Annotated in this window: 14 protein-coding genes and 1 pseudogene; 13 read left to right on the top strand and 2 right to left on the bottom strand. The window is 56.6% G+C overall.

All coding sequences use genetic code 11. From position 1 onward, the window contains the following. Positions 1 to 17 precede the first annotated feature (17 nt). The 9 genes from PSH69_RS20520 to PSH69_RS20480 are packed head-to-tail and all read left to right on the top strand — an operon-like array spanning position 18 to position 10,083. Positions 18 to 2,822, top strand: coding sequence for a phage tail tape measure protein (locus PSH69_RS20520; protein ID WP_305409629.1), 2,805 nt, complete (start codon positions 18 to 20; stop codon positions 2,820 to 2,822). Between the two features lie 9 nt (positions 2,823 to 2,831). After that, positions 2,832 to 3,161 carry a phage tail protein gene (locus PSH69_RS20515; protein WP_305409628.1) on the top strand — a complete coding sequence of 110 codons (330 nt, stop codon included), beginning with the start codon at positions 2,832 to 2,834 and terminating at the stop codon, positions 3,159 to 3,161. Beyond that, complete coding sequence (locus PSH69_RS20510) at positions 3,158 to 3,850, top strand: phage minor tail protein L (RefSeq protein WP_305409627.1); 693 nt, start codon at positions 3,158 to 3,160, stop codon at positions 3,848 to 3,850. Before PSH69_RS20515 ends, PSH69_RS20510 begins: the two co-directional genes overlap by 4 nt. 2 nt (positions 3,851 to 3,852) lie before the next feature. Next, positions 3,853 to 4,560 carry a C40 family peptidase gene (locus PSH69_RS20505; protein WP_305409626.1) on the top strand — a complete coding sequence of 236 codons (708 nt, stop codon included), beginning with the start codon at positions 3,853 to 3,855 and terminating at the stop codon, positions 4,558 to 4,560. Positions 4,561 to 4,618: 58 nt separating this feature from the next. Continuing rightward, the gene (locus PSH69_RS20500; protein WP_305409625.1) at positions 4,619 to 4,954 is read left to right on the top strand and encodes a hypothetical protein; all 336 of its coding nucleotides are present in this window, start codon (positions 4,619 to 4,621) and stop codon (positions 4,952 to 4,954) included. 56 nt (positions 4,955 to 5,010) lie between these two features. Then, on the top strand, positions 5,011 to 5,631 hold the full coding sequence (locus PSH69_RS20495) for a tail assembly protein (RefSeq protein ID WP_305409624.1): 621 nt from the start codon (positions 5,011 to 5,013) through the stop codon (positions 5,629 to 5,631). Beyond that, positions 5,628 to 8,843, top strand: coding sequence for a host specificity protein J (locus PSH69_RS20490; RefSeq protein WP_305409623.1), 3,216 nt, complete (start codon positions 5,628 to 5,630; stop codon positions 8,841 to 8,843). Before PSH69_RS20495 ends, PSH69_RS20490 begins: the two co-directional genes overlap by 4 nt. A gap of 3 nt (positions 8,844 to 8,846) precedes the next feature. Further along, on the top strand, positions 8,847 to 9,734 hold the full coding sequence (locus PSH69_RS20485; RefSeq protein WP_305409622.1) for a hypothetical protein: 888 nt from the start codon (positions 8,847 to 8,849) through the stop codon (positions 9,732 to 9,734). Between the two features lie 13 nt (positions 9,735 to 9,747). After that, complete coding sequence (locus PSH69_RS20480) at positions 9,748 to 10,083, top strand: hypothetical protein (RefSeq protein WP_305409621.1); 336 nt, start codon at positions 9,748 to 9,750, stop codon at positions 10,081 to 10,083. A gap of 46 nt (positions 10,084 to 10,129) precedes the next feature. Here the strand turns inward: PSH69_RS20480 and PSH69_RS20475 are convergent, their stop codons facing one another. After that, positions 10,130 to 11,224 carry an acyltransferase gene (locus tag PSH69_RS20475; protein WP_305409620.1) on the bottom strand — a complete coding sequence of 365 codons (1,095 nt, stop codon included), beginning with the start codon at positions 11,222 to 11,224 and terminating at the stop codon, positions 10,130 to 10,132. A gap of 142 nt (positions 11,225 to 11,366) precedes the next feature. Between PSH69_RS20475 and PSH69_RS20470 the strand changes: the two genes are divergently transcribed. From PSH69_RS20470 to PSH69_RS20455, 4 genes and pseudogenes are all read left to right on the top strand, one after another. Next, positions 11,367 to 11,918 carry a glycoside hydrolase family 19 protein gene (locus tag PSH69_RS20470; protein WP_305409619.1) on the top strand — a complete coding sequence of 184 codons (552 nt, stop codon included), beginning with the start codon at positions 11,367 to 11,369 and terminating at the stop codon, positions 11,916 to 11,918. Beyond that, on the top strand, positions 11,915 to 12,430 hold the full coding sequence (locus tag PSH69_RS20465) for a lysis system i-spanin subunit Rz (protein ID WP_305409618.1): 516 nt from the start codon (positions 11,915 to 11,917) through the stop codon (positions 12,428 to 12,430). The genes PSH69_RS20470 and PSH69_RS20465 overlap by 4 nt, the downstream gene beginning before the upstream one ends. 52 nt (positions 12,431 to 12,482) lie before the next feature. After that, positions 12,483 to 12,782 (top strand): hypothetical protein, encoded by a 300-nt coding sequence (locus PSH69_RS20460; protein ID WP_305409617.1) that lies wholly within the window; start codon positions 12,483 to 12,485, stop codon positions 12,780 to 12,782. 332 nt (positions 12,783 to 13,114) lie between these two features. Then, positions 13,115 to 14,276, top strand: a pseudogene (locus PSH69_RS20455) (IS3 family transposase). A gap of 728 nt (positions 14,277 to 15,004) precedes the next feature. Here the strand turns inward: PSH69_RS20455 and PSH69_RS20450 are convergent. After that, positions 15,005 to 15,358: a hypothetical protein gene (locus PSH69_RS20450; RefSeq protein WP_305409616.1), complete on the bottom strand. Its 354-nt coding sequence runs from the start codon at positions 15,356 to 15,358 to the stop codon at positions 15,005 to 15,007. Positions 15,359 to 15,545 lie beyond the last annotated feature (187 nt).

The raw sequence follows: 15,545 nt of genomic DNA, 5'->3' as shown, positions 1-15,545 counted from the left end.
ATTGTCAGGAGAGCGGCATGACACAAGACATCGCCAGCCTTGGGATCAAGGTAGAGACCGGTGACGTAGCTAAGGCCTCCACCGAACTGGATGGTCTGGCTCAGGCTGGCGCGAAGGCTGAAAAAGCCACGGAAGGCCTGACAGGGCAGAGCAAGCAGGCTGGCGCGTCAATCAAAGCGATGGCGGCTGAGACGAAAGCGGCTGAGGCGGCCACTGCTAAGCTTGGTAAGCAGACAGATGCCGTCGGTGTTTCAGCCAAACAAACGGCGGCTGCCTTGCGCGGCGTTCCGGCTCAAGTCACTGACATCATCACCAGCCTCCAAGGTGGCCAGGCTCCACTGACTGTTCTCCTGCAACAAGGCGGACAGCTCAAGGACATGTTTGGCGGTATCGCGCCGGCGGCCAGAGCCCTTGGTGGTTATGTCGCCGGGCTGATCAATCCGTTCACTCTGGCTGCTGCGGCTGCTGCGGCACTCGGCATCGCGTATTACAAGGGCTCTCAAGAAACTACAGCCTACAACAACGCACTTATCCTCACCGGCAATGCCGCCGGCACCAGTGCTGATCAACTGGCAACGCTCGCCGGACAAGTCAGCTCGACCATCGGCACCACGGGCGCAGCGGCCGAAGTTCTGGCCAAGCTGGCTGGCAATAGCAAGATCGCCGGCGAGAGCTTTGGTGAAATCGCCACTGCCGCCTTGGAGATGGAGAAAACCACCGGCAAGGCGATTGACGAAACCATCGCTGAGTTCGCCAAGATTGCCAAGGATCCGGTCGCTGCAGCGAAGGAGCTGAATGATCAGTACAACTTCCTGACGGCCGCTGTTTACTCGCAGATCGTTGCGCTGAAAGAGCAGGGCGACACCATAGGCGCCGCCAAGCTTCTGACCGACACCTATGCCGACACCATCAAAACCCGTACTGCGGACGTCACCGCCAACCTCGGCCTGATCGAAAGTGCCTGGAAGAAGGTAAAGTCGGCCGCCGCTGGTGCACTGGATGCAACTCTGGAAGTTGGTCGTACACAGACCATGGGCGAGCAGCTGGCGGAAGCCAAGGCAAAGCTCTCCGACCTTGAAACGAGAGCTGGCGGAAATAGCATCGTCTCGAAGAGCGGAGCTGTCACGCAAGAGCGCGAGCTTCTGAAAAGCCGTATCGAGGCGCTCACCAACCAGCTTCAGACTCAGCAAAACATTGGTAAGGCCCAAGAGAACTACAACACCATCCAGCGTGAAGGTATTGATGCTGCAGCCAAGCTGAAGGTGATTGCAGACGCCAACCTCACCAATGAGGAGAAGCGCAACAAGCTGATCAAGGAATACAAGCGGGATGTTGAGGATCTGCGCAAAGCCGACCCTAACAACCCGCTGGTCCAGGCCGATGTTGTCGCCAAGAACATCCAGAACATCAAGGACAAGAACAAGGACCCGGCCGGCAAGGCGAATCAGCTCAACCTGACCGGCTACAACGACGCCCAGAACGCGATCAAGGAGCTGCAGGCCACCTACTCGAACTCCGAGAAAGAGCTTGAGGCGCAGCAGAAGGCTGGACTGATCACACAGCAGGTCTACCTCGATCAGCGCACTGCGCTGATCCGGGCCGAGCGTGAGGAGGTCACTGGCGCCTACCAGGCTGAGATTGCGGCACTGGAGGCGGTCAAGGACAAGTCGGGCACGACTGGACAGCAACGCATCGAGCTAGACCAGAAGATCGCCGACGCGCGCACCAACATGGTCAAGGCGCAGAAGGATGCCGATAGCCAGCTTGAGATCCTCGCTACCAACGAAGAGGGCAGGGTCAAGAAGCAGGCTTTGGCGATCAAGACATACACCGATGCCTTGCAGCAGCAGGCCGTCACGTTGCGCAATCAAGGCCAGCGAGACGCAGCAGGACTTGGCCAGGGTGATCGGCAGAAAGCGCTGTCTGGGCAATTCAACAGCATTGACGACAAGGCCAATGCCCAGCGCATCGATCTGGCCAACCAGTACGGTGACGGCTCACGGGGCATGAGCCTCGACGAGTACAACGCCAAGCTCAAGGCCGTCGCACAGAGCCAGCAGGACCTGCGCAACGTGGTGGTCGCCAACTACGACGACATGACCTCGGCGCAAGGCAGCTGGAGCGCCGGCGCATCGTCGGCCTGGGAGAACTACCTGGAGTCGACGCGCGACGTGGCCGGGCAGACGAAAAGCCTGTTCACCAACGCGTTCAGCTCGGCGGAGGACGCCTTTACGCGATTCGTCACGACCGGCAAGGCTTCGTTCTCGGATCTGGCCAAGTCGATTCTGGCTGATATGGCGCGGATTGCTGCGAGGCAGGCCAGTTCCTCGGCACTGAGTGGCCTGTTCGGCCTGGCTGCCAATGTGGCTGGCACCTACTTCGGTGGCGGCAATGGTCTTGCCTCTGGCTCTGCCGGGGCGACCTCGTCGAACGTTGGCGCATCACAGGCCGGCTACTCGTCGACCTACTTCCCGCAGGCGAAGGGCGGAGCCTGGTCCGGCGGCGCGCAGCTATTCGCCAACGGCGGGGCCTTCTCCGACAGCGTCATCAGCACACCAACTGCCTTTGGTATGGCCAATGGGAAAACCGGCGTGATGGGTGAGGCTGGCCCTGAGGCGATTGTTCCCCTGGCCCGCGACTCACAAGGCCGTCTCGGCGTTCGTGGCGGGGCCAACTCCAGCACGGTCAACGTCAGCGTGACGGTAGACGCCTCCGAAGGTGGTGGCGCCTCACCAGATCCTGCGCGCCTGGCTGAAGCCATCAAGGTCGTCTGCCGTCAGGAAATATCACTCGCACGCCGTAACGGTGGGCAACTCACTTAAGGAGGCAGCATGCTGGCATTCACATGGGTTCCAACATACGACGCCTCCCGGGTGATCACGCCGACCGTCAAGGTGATCAAGTTCGGCGATGGGTATGAGCAGCGGCAGGGGACCGGGATCAATCGGCAGCCGCGCAAGTACTCGCTAACGTTCAAGAGGGCCAAGGCGGAAATTGATCTGATCGATTCCTTTCTCGCATCCCGAGGCGCCGTCGAGGCCTTCAACTACACGCACCCCGGTCACTCGATCGGGGTTTTTGTTTGCCGCGAATGGACCAGGACCGACATCGCCCGCGGCGTGGACGGCCTGTCTGCGACCTTTGAGGAGGTTTACGAATGACCGCACTCCAAGGTCAGCTTTCGCTGGCAACCGGTCTGACCATGTGGGAGGGGTTCGAGCTGGTGCTGCCGAGCCTGACCCTTCGCTTCACTGCCGGGACAAACGAAAACCTTGGTTCGGTCATCTGGCAGGGCAACACCTATACGCCATGGCCAATCAACGCTGAGGAGTTTGCAACGCCGAGCCAAGGCTCGCCGGCGCGGCCCAAGCTGCAGGTCGGCAACTTCGGCGGCACTATCTCGGCGCTGTGCCGGCAATATGAGGACTTGCTCGGCGCCAAACTCAAGCGTCGGCGCACGTTGGTCAAGTACCTGGATGCAGTGAACTTCTCGGCCGGCAACCCAACTGCAAACCCCTCCGAAGAGTACCCGGTCGAAACGTGGATCATCACGCGAAAGGCCAACGAAACGCCGGCAGCCATCGAATTCGAACTGGGCTCTCCGCTCGACCTGCAAGGCGTCAAGCTTCCGCGGCGCCAGGTCATTGCCGGCACTTGCCTGTGGGCCTACCGGTCTGGAGAGTGTGGCTATGCCGGCGGCCCAGTGGCGGACTACCTCAACAACCCCACCAGCGACCCCAGCAGGGACCAGTGCAGCCGGACCGTCACTGGCTGCAAGTTACGCTTTGGCGCCAATGGCGAACTCCCCTTTGGCGGCTTCCCGGGCATTGCCAACGTTCCGAGGCTCTGACCATGAGTGAATTGTTCAGCAAGTGTCGATCAGAAGCCGAAGATCATGCCCGCGCCGAGTACCCGCGGGAGTCCGTGGGGTTGGTCGTCAGCGTGCGCGGTAAGCCGCAGTACAGGCCATGCCGCAACCAATCCGAGGACCCCGACCACTTCATCCTGCACCCCGAGGACTATGCGGCCGCCGAAGACCTGGGCGACATCGTGGCGATCGTTCATTCGCACCCAGACGCTGGTCCAGAGCCAAGCCTGCATGACTTGGCCAGCCATGCCGCGAGTCGCACCGCCTGGTGGATCGTTGGCTTGGTCGGCGATGTAGCGACATGGCATGAGATGCCGGCCTCAGGCGAAATGGCGCTGGAAGGCCGCGTGTTCGTCCATGGCGTGATCGACTGCTACACTTTGGTCCGCGACTACTACCGGCAAGTGCTCGGCATCACCCTTCCAGACTTTCACCGCAAGGATGACTGGTGGCACAACGGCGAGAACCTGTACGTCGACAACTTCGCCAAGACCGGATTCGTCCCAGTCGACACGCCCGAGCAGGGCGACTTGATCGTCATGGCGATCGGTAGTCCGACGCCGTGCCATGGAGCCATCTGGCTGGAAGGCGACATCCTGTTGCACCACCTCTATGGCCGCTTGAGCTGCAAAGAGGTTTACGGACGTGCCTACCGCGAGTGCACGACGCATGTCATGCGATACACTCGATAGGCCCTGTATTTGTGCGCATCTTCCCTGCTAGAGTCGCCAAAACATTCGGAGGCTCACCATGCGCAAGACTATCGCGGCCCTGGTATTGATCGCACTGACAGGGTGCACAACGTCAGGACTGGAGAAAGATCAGCCAGCCTACTCCGGTCAATCCGCGAAGACGCCACAGCAGCTTGTGCGATGCCTTGCGCCTAAATGGCAAGATTTCAACTCGTCCACCAGTTCGGTCGAAACCGAAACCGGCTACAAGATCGCCGCCTCTGCGATGTACACCGGAACAGTAGCACTGGCCATCATCGACGAAAGCAGTGCCGGCTCAACAGTTCGCGTCTTCCTGCCCATGGATTGGGCTGGTACGCAGGGCTGGAAGGACGCCGCTAAAACCTGCATCTGACCCGCATAAAACAAAGAAGCCGCCTACGGGCGGTTTTTTATTGTCTGGAGAAAAGCATGTCCGCTGCCAACAACGCCATGACCACTATCTTGCTGTCCGGCAGCCTGGCCAAAACCTTTGGGCGCGAGCACCGTCGCCTGCTCGAAAGCGGAACCGTGACAGAGGCCTTCAGCGCCTTGAGAAACACGCTCGACGGCTTCGAGGACTTTATTCGTGACGCCTCCCGCCGCGGCACCCGGTTTGCCATTTTCCGCAACCGCGAGAATGTGATCGAGGACCGTTTCACTCTTGGCGGCACTACTGAACTCCGCATTGTCCCAGTCATCTCCGGTAGCAAAAGCGGCGGTCTTTTCCAGACGGTGCTGGGCGTAGTCCTGATCGTGGTCGGCGTGGTGGTGACTGCGTTGTCTGGCGGCAGCGCATCTCCTGTTGGCGCTGCGCTCATTTCCACGGGTATCGCCATGACCATCGGCGGGGTATTGCAAATGCTCTCGCCTACGCCAAAAACACCCAGCCAACAGGACCAGGCTGTTACCGAGAACAAGCCGAGCTACCTGTTCAACGGCGCATTCAACTCGACCCAGCAAGGGCTCCCGGTCCCCATCGTGTATGGGCAGATGCTGGTCGGCTCCAGCGTCATCGCGATCGGCACATGGTCGGAGGCTTTACCGGTATGAGCGAGCTAATTATCGGTCGAAAGGGCGGAGGTAAGGGAGGTGGTAGCAGCAGTGGTACCACTCGCGCGGCGGTTGAGGCGCCTGACAGCCTGCGCTCGCGTCAGCATGTGCGAATTCTTCACGCCATCAGCGAGGGAGAGATTCAGGGCATACCTTATGGCTCGATGGGCATATTTTTCGATGATGTACCACTCCAGAACCCTGACGGCAGCTTCAACTTCTCCGATGTGCAGGTTGATACCCGGAATGGCACTCAGTGGCAGGGCTACATGCCGATTACCGGCCTTGAAGCCGAACAGACGGTAGGTGTCGAGCTTAAATATGCTGTTTCCACCGAGCGCGCCATCACTGATACCGATGTGGATGCGGTTCGGGTGACTGTCAGCACTCCACAGCTCTCCGAACAGAACATGCAAACCGGCGACACCAACGGGTCGCGGGCAGTCTTTCGTATTGAAGGCAAGGTCGGCAGCGGCGCCTGGGCACCGCTTTGCGGTGACCTGGCGATCGACGGCAAGACCATGAGTCGGACGCAGTTTTCGTACTATTTGCGTCTGCCCGCATCGGGTGGGCTACCGCGCTACGTCAGGGTCACCAGGCTCTCAGCCGACTCCACCAGCGCGGCAATCCAGAACCGCACATTCTTCGATAGCATGACGCTGCTATGGGATGAAAGGCTTCGCTATCCCAACACTGCGCTTGTCGGAATTTCGCTCGACGCGCAGCAGTTTTCCAGCATCCCGCGCATGGCGTTCATGGTCCAAGGAATCAAGGTCCTGGTCCCGGTCAATTATGACCCAGCCACAAGGGTCTATTCCGGATCATGGGATGGAACCTTCAAGCGTGCCTGGACCAACAACCCGGCCTGGGTCTGGTACGACATGCTGACCAATACCCGCTATGGGTTGGGCGGTCTGCTGGATTCGACGCTGATCGACAAATACGCGCTGTACAGCATCGCGCAGTACTGCGACGTGCTCGTCCCGAACGGATACGGCAATGGAGGCGTCGAGCCACGCTTCACCTGCAACCTGGCGCTGACCACACAGCAGGATGCATGGAAGCTTGTGAACGACATGGTGTCCGTGTTCCGTGCGATCTGCTTCTGGGCTGGCGGCACGCTGACGGCGGTGCAAGATGCGCCGCGCTCCAGCCGTTACCTGTTTAACAACTCGAACATCGTTGGCGGGGACTTCAGCTACCAGTCTGTCGCTTCCGACCAGCGCTACAACGTCGCCGCTGTTACCTGGAACAACCCGTTCCAGCAGTACAAGCAGACCGTTGAAATCGTCGAGCGCCCGGATCTGATCGCCAAGTGGGGCAGGATCCAGCAGAACGACGTCGTGGCTGTCGGCTGCACCTCGCGCGGACAGGCCCGCCGACTGGGTCGGTGGATGCTGTACGCCGAAAGTGAGGCGGTGTCGTTTGCCGTCGGCGCTGACGGGGCCATCCCTATGCCCGGCGACATCATCGACATTGCCGACGCCAACCGTGCCGGGGCCCGGAATGGCGGGCGGCTGCTGGCCGGCTGCACGACCACCAACCTGCTGCTGGATGCTCCCCTGGGGTTCGGCGGGACTGGCGTCATCAGTGTGATTCTCGCCGATGGCAGCTATGCCAGTCGGAACGTCACTGTTTCGACCGGTGCCACCTCGGCGACCGTTTCGCCTGCATTGCCGTCAGCTCCGCTGGCATCGGCACCATGGGCGTTCGCTGGTGCCGCACTGGACACGCAGAAATTCCGCGTTATTGGCATTACCGAGGGTAGCGACGGGACATACGTTATCAGCGGCATCGCTTATGATTCCGGCAAGTTCAACGAAGTCGAATTCGGTACGCCGGATGTCGATGCGCCGACCAGCATCGTGAACCTTGGGAAACCTGCCACCGTTGGCCAACTGACTTTCCTTGAATCGCTGTATGACACTGGAACTGGGCTTGCGGCCGCCAGGCTGTCGGTGAGCTGGACGCAGCCCGCAAGGGCGATGCGCTATCAGGTCGAGGTGAAAAAGCCCGGCGGAAACTGGGAATATGTCTCCGAGACGCCGACGCCTAGCGTTGACTTCGACTCGGCATCTTCTGGTGAGTGGTCAGTTCGGGTTACGCCAAAATCGGTATTGGGCCTGGCAGGCCCTGCATCGATCCAGACCTACAACGCACAGGCACTTCTGGCCCCGCCATCGGCGCTCACAGGACTCCGGCTGGATGTCATCAACAGTGTTGCTACGCTGGCCTGGGATCCAGCACCGGAGCTTGACGTAAAGCTTGGCGGCAGCATCAACATTCGCCAATCACGGAGCACTTCTGCTAACTGGGATTCTGCGCTGCCTCTTACCGAGGCAGCAGGTCGCTCAACGTCTGCTGTCGTTGCTCTGCTCCCAGGGAAGTATCTTGCTCGCGCTGTTGACTCATCGGGTGTTGGCGGCCCGATAACGGAAGTCTGGTCAGATGCCCAAGTGCCACTGCCTGATAACGTGGTTCTGACTGTCACTGAATCTCCGTCATTCTCGGGAGTTGCGGTGAATGCGGCTGTTTCTGGCGGCGTTCTGAAAATGGCCGCTCTAGGGATGTTCGACGACATTGCCGACCTTGATACATGGCTCGGAGAAATAGACAAGTACGGCGGCTCGCGTCTGACTATGGCATATAGCTTCGCTGCGCCTTCTGATCTCGGCTATGTGTACGACTGTCGCCTGACGGCAAATGTCGAGGCCGCACTGTATGACGATGGCAGCTACATCGACACGATTGTTGATTTCGACTCGATGATAAGCATCGACGGCGATCCTCCAGTTGGCGCCTCGCTGTCATTGTGGGTTCGTACTTCTGATGTGTTCCCTGCTATGTGGTCGGCTTGGAAGCCATTTGTGGTGGGGGACTACCGAGCCCGCTTGTTCGACTTCCAGCTTCGTGGTGAGGTCCTGACAGAGACTAATTGGATTGACGTATCGACGCTTGAGGTAACTATCGATATGCCTGACCGGATCGAGAGCGGGAACGACTTGGCAGTACCTGTACTTGGCCTTTCGGTTGTTTACTCTCCGCCGTTCTATGCAAGCCCTGCCGTAAGCCTGACGGCGCAGGGCCTATCTCCTGGCGACTACCTTGACGTATCAACGAAGACCGCAAGCGGCTTCACCGTCTTCATCAGAAATTCAAGCGGGGTAGCCCAGTCGGGCCGCTCGATTGACTACATTTCAAAGGGATACTGACATATGTCGCAGCACGATATGGTCGTGGATAACGGTGCGGGCTTAACAGTTCGAACTGATATAAACGCTGCGCTTGGCGCTCTTGCCACGCAGTCCAGCGGCGCCACTGCGCCTGCCATTACCTTCCCATGCCAGGTATGGGCTGATACAGGAACTGGTCGGATTAAGAGGCGCGATAGTACTAACACTAGTTGGATCGACTTAGGTCCATTAAATGCGAGCCTTCGACAGCCAGCATCTGGATATATTGATGGGCTTATTCCTTCTTGGATTTCGGCAACTTCTGTCGCTGTTTCTCCTGGTGCAGCCTACATACCCTCGACGGCCTCCAATTTAGTATCCGCGTCAGCCTTGGTTTTGACTGGATTGTCTCTGTCAGCAACCACTTGGTATTACCTGTACCTCTATGACAACGCCGGCACGCCTGCGATTGAGTTGGTTACTACCGCGCCAGATGTGGCTTATGCAGGTACGGCTCGCACTAAAACTGGCGACACCTCGCGCCGATTCATTTGTGCCTTACGAGCGCAGGCCGCGAATGTCATTCGCAGCTTCATATGGGCAGATGATTACGTTAATTATACTGATGCAGCTTTGCTGTACCTTGCCCTTAATACCGTGACGGCGCTTGGCCCGGTTACGTTCTCGGCGTCTGCATTTATCCCGCCGACCACCCAGCGATATCTTTTTCAAATATACGGCCCAGTGGCTGGCGGCACGGCATCGATAGGTGATGTATCGTCAAACACTTTGGTTTCCTGTGCTGCAGCCAACCGATTTATGGGGGGCTCCACCACCAGCTCTTCACAAGGTCTTTGGTATGGGCACGCTGCAACTGTCACTTCTGGTGGGACTAGCCTGGATATTCGCGGCTACGGCTCAGAACGCTAGATAGGGGATTATCATGTACGCAATCATGGCCAATGGCAGCTATCGGGCAATTGATGAGTGGATGGAACTGATGGAGGGGGAGACGCTTTATGAAGTCGTGCCCCAATGGGTGTACGACATGGTCGAGGCCAATCGCATCCGAACTGAACAAGTCTCTGTCGAAAATGCGTGGCGCGCGGATGAGGTCGGATTCGTCACAGACCAGCTGATAGGGATGGAAGATGGTGATCCATCGGCACTCCCTGGTACGGAAGTGCAATGGCGATCCTACCGAACCCTTGTCCGTGCATGGAAAGAGGGCACCGAGTACTTCCCGGATTCCAGTCATAGGCCTGTGCGGCCAAGGTAAGGTGCTCACATGTCAATCACACAACAGCCATCTTGCATATCACAGGTCAGACTGTCGAGTGGCTTTTAAGTGTTAATTTTCTCTTTGAGAACTTTCTCTGAAATGGAGCTTCAATTAACTTGTAAGATGCTTCGGCGGAAATAACTATTAGCGAGAGCGCTGTTGCAAGACCTAGTATGAAACTTACGTAGGAAGGAGTGAATAAGTCGAGCCTGATTAAAAGCTCTCGACTAATTAGAATCATTGGTAGATGGCATAGATAGATTGAATAGGAACGTTCCCCGACCCATTCTAAAGTTTTGCTCGGAATTGCAGATATTGATTGGCCGCTGAGAGTTGAGATAAGGCACAGTCCAGCGCCTAGCGATATAAAAGGTATCATGTAAGGGTGGGTGATATTTAATGGAGATAGTATGCAAATAGATATGCCAGCTATCAATATAAGTAAGCTAGTTATGGTTTTTAGCTGTATGTATATGTTTCTAGTTAAAAAATATATCGCAGCTCCAATTACAAAGGCCTGAGGCCTAAAAACCCATTGGAAAGAAAAGCTAGGAGCTGGGAATATAGAAAAAAGTACTGAAATTGCAGCCAGGATTAAAATCCCCCGTTTGAATCCGGCTACGGAAAATATCAGTGTGGAAATTGCGTAAAGCTGCCATTCAAGGGACAGTGACCAGGTTACTGCGTTGTAGTCTGCGCTACCGCACTGCAAGGAAAATTGGACGCATGACGCCCAATAAATATTCGAAACACCAAGTATTCCAGACGCAGCGCTTTTTGCTACCAGTAGCGGGTCTGTGTTTGGGTAACTTTCTGTGAGTGTTGATATTGCAACTGAGGCTATCGCCCAAAAAATAACTGCGGGCAATAGCCTTGCGACTCTCCGCCGCCAGAATGAACGTATTGCATCGGATTTGGATATCGATGTGTTAATGTCTCTGTAAAATGTTTTGCAAATAAGAAACCCGGATATTGCAAAAAAAATATCAACTCCCGGCCAAAACATTACGTGATTAAATATCTCATGATACGCTTGAGGTGTTGGTAGTCTGGATCTTATATGCTGAGCAATAACTAGCAATATTGCGATCGCTCTCAGTATTTGTATGTCGGTATTTTTTTCGTTGGCTGTCTTCAATTTCTTTACTCTTTTGGCGCCTAAGAGCGAAAGCTAATTAGTTAAGTAAGTAATGCAGGCCGCAAGAGAGCACCTAAATTTGTTGAAATGCATTCTACCCAACGCCCGCCGCTCAGCGGGTTTTTTTCGTCTGGAGAAAGCCATGCCCATCACCCAGCAGCAACTGCTGCAGATCCTCCCGAACGCCGGCAAGCAAGCCGGCGTTTTTGCGTCTGCGTTGAATTTGGCGATGGACCGCTACCAGATTAATACCCGGCTGCGCATGGCGGCCTTCATTGCCCAGGTGGGGCATGAGTCGGGCCAGTTCCGCTATGTGAAGGAACTGGGCGGCGATCAGTACCTGAGCAAGTACGACACCGGGACGCTGGCCAAGCGGCTGGGCAATACCCCCGAGGCCGACGGCGACGGGCAGAAGTACCGCGGTCGCGGCCTGATCCAGATTACCGGGCACGATAACTACCTGGCGTGCAGCAAGGCACTGTTCGGCGATGACCGATTGCTGCGAACGCCTGAACTGCTCGAGCAGGCCGAGTGGGCCGCGAAGTCGGCGGCGTGGTACTGGAACTCGCGAAACATCAACGCGCCGGCCGATGCCGGTGATTTCGAACTGGTCACCCGGCGCATCAATGGCGGCCTGAACGGGCTGGCTGAGCGGCTGGCTTTCTACGAAACCGCGCTGAAGGTGCTGGCATGACTTCCATCTGGCTACGGATCCTTCCTTATATAGCGGCGCTGCTGATCGGCGCGACCGGTGCCTGGATGTGGCAGGCCAACAGCTACGAACAGATCATCGCCACCAATGAGGCGGCGCGTCAGGCGGATATGGCGCGTATCTCAGCCGCAGGCGCCGCGCAGGCTAGCCAGGCAGCTGAAAAGCAGCAGGCGGCCGAACGGGCGCTTGCCGATCTTGACCAGAAAAACCAGAAGGAAAAAACCGATGGCCTTGCTGAAAATGAAAAGCTGCGCCGGGTTGCTGCTGATTCTGCTCGCCGGCTGCGCGTCGCGGGAAGTTGTCGTGCCGGTGGCGGCAACGTGTCCGGCTCCGCCATCGGCCCCAGCTTGGGCGATGCAGGCACCGTCGAACTCTCTGCAGCTTCTGGATCAACTGTTTTCGATATCCGCGCCGGAATCATTGCCGACCAAGCAGCCCTGAGGGCGCTTCAGGCCTACGTAATGAATGTGTGTCGCCCGTCAGCGGGGCGTTGAATCCGGTAGGCGTCATTGCGATACTGTTTATTTGACCAGTATCGAGCCTTAAATGTACTTCCTGATCGTGCCCATGAGAGAGCGCGGAGTCGCCATATCCCAGAGGGATATCGCCAGTGCCGAACCGGTGAAGGGCGATATCATTTTTTCCAGCGCGCCGTCTGACATCCTGAAAAGAACGTCCAGCACTGCGTCTCTGCGGCATGGTGCATGGCCGGGTGATGTACCACCGCTTCGGCCGCTTCTTGATGCCCGCCTGACCAGCATGGCAACGCTCGGTTTTACATTGAGCGGGCTGGAGGAGGTCGACGGTGTTTTGTACGCGCAGTCTTGGTATTGCAGGGAGGTTTGATTGTGTCGGCAGAACGCCGGGGGAGGGTGCGTGACTTTTGCGTGACTCTCTCACGCACTTGCAAGCTCTTGTGGGCATTCGGTTGCAGCGAGCGCCAATGATTACGGCCGTTTCACAAGGTCTTGCCTGGGTACTGCGTGCATGGGGTGCTAGGGGTCGAGTGTTCGAATCACTCCGTCCCGACCATATAATTCAAAGGGGTCGCGAGATTTTATCTCGCGACCCCTTTTTGTTTCAAAGTGTTTTTGCCCCTGTCCCGTCCTGAATCTGTAGTGGTCTAATGAAACCGGACACCCATTTAGGCGAGAATACTCGCCAGATCGAGGTGTCAAATGACCAAACAACGCCGTTCCTTTTCTGCTGAATTCAAACGCGAGGCTGCCGACCTCGTGCTCAAGCAAAACTACAGCTACATCGAAGCCAGCCGTTCACTCGGCGTCGGCGAGTCTGCGCTACGCCGCTGGGTCGAGCAGGTTCAGCAAGAGCGTCAAGGTGTCACCCCGCAAAGCAAAGCACTGACCCCGGAACAGCAAAAAATTCAGGAACTGGAAAGCTCGTATCGCCCGACTTGAGCGAGAGAAATCCATCTTAAAAAAGGCTACCGCGCTCTTGATGTCGGAAGATCACGGGCGTACACGCTGATCAATCAGCTGAGCGTCCATGAACCGATTGATTGGCTGTGCAAAGTGTTTGAAATCACCCGCTCAAGTTACTACGCCCACCGCCTCAGGCGCCGAACGCCTGATGTTGAACGGCTTCGGTTGCGCAGCCGGGTAAGCGAGCTGTTCTCGCAAAGTCGCAGTGCTGCCGGCAGTCGTAGCATTCTTTCATTGATGCGTGACGATGGTGAGCAACTCGGTCGGTTCAAAGTGCGCAGCCTGATGCGTGAGCTTGACCTCGTCAGTAAACAGCCAGGTTCTCATGCCTATAAACGAGCGACGGTTGAACGGTTGGATATCCCGAACATCTTGAATCGGGAGTTCGATCTCCCGGCACCCAATCAGGTGTGGTGCGGCGACATCACCTACATTTGGGCCCAGGGGAAATGGCACTATCTGGCGGTCGTACTGGATCTTTGCGCGCGCCGGGTGGTGGGCTGGGCATTGTCGGAAAAGCCGGACTCCGAGCTGGTTATCAAGGCGCTGGATATGGCCTACGAACAACGTGGAAGGCCTCAGGGCCTGCTGTTTCACTCGGATCAAGGGTCGCAGTACGCGAGTCGTTTATTTCGCTAGCGGCTGTAGCGTTATCGAATGCGTCAGAGCATGAGTCGCCGGGGAAATTGCTGGGACAACGCGCCGATGGAGCGCGTGTTTCGCAGCTTGAAAACTGAATGGACCGACCGTGGGCTACAGAACTGCTCAAGAAGCCCGGCGAGATATCAGCCAATTCTTGATGCATAGGTACAACTGGGTTCGACCCCATCAATTCAACGGTGGACTGGCGCCAGCTCGGGCCGAAGAAAAACTTAACGTCGTGTTCGGGATTAGTTGACCACTACACCTTGTCGAATCTATGGATGGTGCGAAAACGGTTGATGGGTATGGGCGAGGTGCGTCTGTAATGCGAACTAATCACCCTGGAACAGTACGATTAGAGGAAAGATTCATGAGGTAAGGACAGGAAAGGTCTGTTTTTCGACCGACTTATGATTTTTTGAACCTCCAAGTAGCGAGAGCATGAAAAATCGGTGGGTACTTCAGACCTTCCTTAGGTGGTGTAATTACAAGAAAAGCAAACCTCGAATAGTTATTCGAGGTTTGCGCAAATGTATTAGTGGCACCATATTCGGCATATCGCGCTAGCGCTCTGGCTCACTACCAGAAAGCCAGTCGATGTTATTACCAGTAGCGAGTTGATCAATAGTCGTCTAATCATATTCATTTGCTCTTGAAATGACCTCCGGACGCCAGAGGTACAGATATTCTGTGGTTGCGATGGCGCTGTTGGTTCCCCATTAAACTAAAAATAAATTGAGGGGTGAATTGTGCGTCGCTGAGCGCACTGAAGTTAATAAATGTAGCATCAACGCTGGAACTAAAATGTGTTGTTTTCCACTCACATCTCCTATGTGCACTAAAAAATGAATAAAAATTGTCAGATTGATTCCATTGGTCCGGGCGACGTTGATTTTGCACGGCGCCAACAGCGCATCGCCCCCGATATGCTTTTTTAGGAAAAACCGGAGAGGCGACAACTATCCTGACACCGGGGTGAACAGGTCATTGACCAGGCGGTCGATACGAAGCTTGATAACCATTGACCAGTCCGGCGATCGCCAGGGCTTTGTGTGACTCCTCGGTCAGACCGAGGACGGCCGTGACCAGCCCCTGGCGCAGATTTGGCCCCATCAACGCCAGCATGTGGGTATTTATTTGGTGAGTCGCCAGCTGATGTTTGAGCGCTTTGAAGGCGCCTATCAACGGTTTCAGAAATTCGTAATGCTCATTGACTGACTTCTCAGCCAATACCGACGCCTTTAAAAACCTGTTGCTTAACATGAGGGCGTGCCCCCCGGCCGTTTCACCCGCCGAGCCACTGGCGACCCGACGGATAATATCCTGTACCAACTCCACAGGAAGGCTCCATAGTCCGGTCTTGGGCGATGTGCCCGATCGGTCAAGGGCCGCCTCAAGGATCGCCGAGGACAACGAAGTTTTTTGTGAGGACTCGCCCGATTTGATCGGTATCCCTGTCGCATCCGTACGATCCCTGCGCTTCTCGGGGGGGGCAGGTGTCGCTGTCGTTGAAGTCGAAATGGGG

Origin of the sequence: Pseudomonas sp. FP1740 (genome assembly GCF_030687165.1) — a bacterium.
Classification (GTDB): domain Bacteria; phylum Pseudomonadota; class Gammaproteobacteria; order Pseudomonadales; family Pseudomonadaceae; genus Aquipseudomonas.
Note: the sequence above shows the minus strand (reverse complement) of the source record. Positions and strands in the feature narration are given on the sequence as shown.